Genomic DNA, 3,544 nt, shown 5'->3' with positions numbered 1-3,544 from the left:
TTCTTCACCAGTTTCCCCCTGAACTGCTGTCAGGGGGCCTCTGTGGTGTTTGGAATATTGGTGAGTCTTCTGCCCACACAACACATGGTGACTGTTGTCAAAGGCGATACCAGAGATCGCCGTGAGTCTCACTACTGGCTAGAGATCGATGGGCTGATCTATGACCTGACCCTGGATCAGTTTCAAGAAACTTTGGGTAACCGATTTGACGGGATAAATGCCCCACTATATGGGGCAGCAAAGCATCCGCTACAGATGCACTTCTTCTACAAAGAGCGACATTCTGCAGTCCTGGCATTCAGTGTTTTTTGCCAAAAGCATGCCAACACTGAGGAGGTCGATGCTGCTTTGTAGTTCGTTCGCCATGAGGTCCAAGTTTAATGAAAAAAGTACACTCCCCGCCTCTATCCGCATACACCGTCAACTCCGCCCACCATCCTTGATGTCTTTAACAGAAATCAATATATGGTAGTTGACCACATAAACAGGCACGCCATATAGTGTCACAGTGTCCTCAAGTGGATAGCTATACATTCTTTAGCCGGCATAACTGAAGTAGTGGGTAGCTATTGACTAGCCCACCAGCATAGCTGGCTCTCATTGGTTCAATTCGGGAGATTTATGATGGCGGGCAAAAATCAGCATGTTGTTCCTCACGAAAATGGTTGGGCTGTTAAAGGTGAAGGCAATCAGAAGGCAACCTCTGTACACAACACTCAGCAGCAAGCCATTGATGCCGCGAGAGATATTACACGAAACCAACAGTCTGAACTTGTCATTCACCGCCCGGATGGTCGTATTCGTGACAAGGATAGCCACGGCAAAGATCCTTTTCCGCCAAAAGGCTAACAGACCATGACAAGTCCCCCAACGTATCACGTTCTGGCATTATCAGGTGGTGGTTATCGCGGCCTATATACAGCCACTGTTCTGGCCGAACTCGAAGCCATACTTGGTCGCCCTATAGCTTCACACTTCGATCTCATCTGCGGTACATCCGCAGGGGGAATGCTTGCATTAGGGCTAGCTGCAGATATTCCCGCTTATGAGCTCAAAGCCCTTTTTGAAGAACAAGGCAATCGCATCTTTGGTTGTCGCAACTTATGGCGGCGAATGCTCGGGTTCTGGTGGACAGCAAAACATGACTCCGACGGATTACGGCAGGTATTAATCGAACGCTTCCAGGAGCTCACTATGGGTGATTTGAAGCATCGTGTTCTTGTGCCGGCAGTCAACTATTCGACAGGGCGCGGGCAATTCTTTAAGACGCCTCATCACCCATCTTTTGAACTGGATCATCGCATGAAGCTCGTCGATGTTGCGCTTGCAACAGCAGCAGCTCCTGTCTACTTTCCATTAGCACGAAATGACCGGGGAGTTTTTGCAGATGGGGGGCTGGTTGGCAACGCTCCAGGTTTATTTGGGTTACATGAAGTCACCACATTCCTCGCACCAAACCAGAATGCCCAGATTAGAGTTCTGTCCATAGGAACAATGAGTATTGGCGCTACAGTTCGAGGGGCCGCAAGTCTTGACCGTGGATTTGGGAAATGGCGTGGGGGGCTCTTCGACTTAGTGATCTCGGCTCAGGAATCGTCAGTAGACTATATGCTGCGGCAATTGCTAGGGAACAACTACTTCCAGATCGACGACAAGGCAACGCCTGATCAGAGTAAAGATGTAAAGGCGCTAGATCGGGTTTCTATAGGTGCAACTAACACGCTCAAAAATCGAGGAATTCACGCCGCGCAACGTGCACTTGGCGATCCACTTTTTAAACCGTTCCGAGCGCACCAAGCCGGTGCCCCCACCTTCTATCACGGCCCCAACAAGAATGCTTCAGAGGTCACATGCTAAACCTGAGTCCGCTTTTCTTTACTACTTCTGATGACGAATCCTGCATGCAGGACGAACTGGATCTGACCCCCGAACAACGTGTCAGTATCGCCAATGCGCGCACAGATGTCAGGAACTGTCTGCGAAATGGCATCCCACGAGTGCTGAAAGCACATGGATATTCTGAAGATGTGCCACAGCCGCGTTTCTTCACGCAAGGATCGTGGGCATACAAGACGCTAAATTCCCCGGCAAAGCCCCCTCAACAAGCGGATATTGATGATGGCTGTTATTTGCCATTGAGCTTCGTTTCGCAGACGAAGCGTCCCAGTGTAGCGGCAATGGTGTTCTTTACCGCCGCGGAAGAAGCCTTAACGCCACTGGTTAAAGAAAAGCAGTGGAAGCTTGTTACCGATAAACCAACATGTATCCGCATAATCATTTCCAAGTATGCTCACATTGATATTCCGTTGTATGCCATACCAGACAAGGAATTTGTCATGCTAGCCAAAGCATCGATGGAGAGCTACGGCTATGATTCGCTGACCGAAGCAGTGAAAAAAGCAGAGCGAGATGCTTGGACAGCCCTACCTGCTGGCGAGGTTCTCCTCGCACATCGCGAATACAACTGGATGCGCTCTGATCCAAGACCAGTAAAGGAGTGGTTTTTGGGCGAAGTTGAGGCCAAGGGAGAGCAGTTTCGCCGCGTGATTCGCTACTTAAAGGCATACCGCGATTGGAGATGGTCCAGCGGCGGACCAGCTTCGATCCTACTGATGGCATCTGCGGCGCCCCTCTTTGAGAAACGAGATCGACGCGATGACCTTGCACTACTGGATGTTGTTACAAAACTGCCGGGTAAACTACGTGCAGGAGTCAATAACCCCGTGGATGAGTCAGAATCGCTCACAGAACGGCTTGGCAAAGCAGGTGTCGAAGAGGCTGCAAAAGCATTTGAAGAATTCGAAAAGATGCTTCGTGGGGCCACTAACGCTAGCAGTCCTTCACAGGCTTGCATTTGGATGCAGGGCGAATTCGGCCCTCGCTTTCCGAATGAGCCAGATCGAGTCAAGGCTGTATCGGTCGCCGCCACCATCGCAGCAGCACCTGCCACAGCCGGTCCAAGCGAATTCGTCGGGCGTACGAAGGCTGGATGAACAACGTCGTTACTGTCACTGATGTGATCGATGCCTTCAAGCAACAAGGTTTCTATTTTGTCTGCAAAACGGACGATGGCTGGTTCAAGTTGCAGGGACAACTGCTCCCACCCAACGCAGACAAAGGATACCTGTGTGAGATTCAGATCGACCCCGAGTTCTTCGACCTGCCTCGCATTCGGCTGCTCGACATTCCTCCTGAGCTGCCCAAGACGCTCCCTCATCTTGGCGCAAACGGTGATCTTTGCTATCTCGCCAAGGGAACTATTGTTCTGGATATCTACGATCCTTTAGGACAGTCTTTGGCGTGCCTGCAACGTGCGGCAGAGGTATTCGGGCAGATTTTGCAGGGTGAGATGATAGAAGGTCTTGCTGAAGAATTCTTCGCCTACTGGAACGGCTGGCTTTGCTTCTCAGATATGCAAAACGACGAGCTGGGACGACAAAATTGTATTGTCGCGGAAGCCGCCAATGGAAAACCATTTTTGTTCATCACCGATAACGCAGATCGAACAACAATAAAGTTGAGTTCACTCGGTTTCCAAATAACC

At 50.4% G+C, this 3,544-nt stretch carries 5 protein-coding genes; all 5 read left to right on the top strand.

Translation table 11 applies throughout. The features are described 5' to 3' along the window. The coding region (locus AACS18_RS02895; protein WP_219927956.1) for a hypothetical protein at positions 1 to 354 on the top strand (354 nt) is incomplete at its 5' end. Between the two features lie 267 nt (positions 355 to 621). Next, positions 622 to 849 carry a DUF2188 domain-containing protein gene (locus AACS18_RS02890; protein WP_258228672.1) on the top strand — a complete coding sequence of 76 codons (228 nt, stop codon included), beginning with the start codon at positions 622 to 624 and terminating at the stop codon, positions 847 to 849. A gap of 6 nt (positions 850 to 855) precedes the next feature. Then, positions 856 to 1,857, top strand: a complete 1,002-nt coding sequence (locus tag AACS18_RS02885) for a CBASS cGAMP-activated phospholipase (protein ID WP_108612029.1) — start codon at positions 856 to 858, stop codon at positions 1,855 to 1,857. A 44-nt stretch (positions 1,858 to 1,901) separates the two neighbouring features. Continuing rightward, positions 1,902 to 2,993 carry a CBASS cGAMP synthase gene (locus AACS18_RS02880; protein WP_258228671.1) on the top strand — a complete coding sequence of 364 codons (1,092 nt, stop codon included), beginning with the start codon at positions 1,902 to 1,904 and terminating at the stop codon, positions 2,991 to 2,993. Continuing rightward, a partial coding sequence (locus AACS18_RS02875; protein ID WP_308810791.1) for an E2/UBC family protein occupies positions 2,990 to 3,544 on the top strand: 555 nt, incomplete at its 3' end. The genes AACS18_RS02880 and AACS18_RS02875, both read left to right, overlap by 4 nt.

This window comes from Aeromonas sp. HMWF015 (assembly GCF_963878965.1).
Taxonomy (GTDB): domain Bacteria; phylum Pseudomonadota; class Gammaproteobacteria; order Enterobacterales; family Aeromonadaceae; genus Aeromonas; species Aeromonas veronii.
Note: the sequence above shows the minus strand (reverse complement) of the source record. Positions and strands in the feature narration are given on the sequence as shown.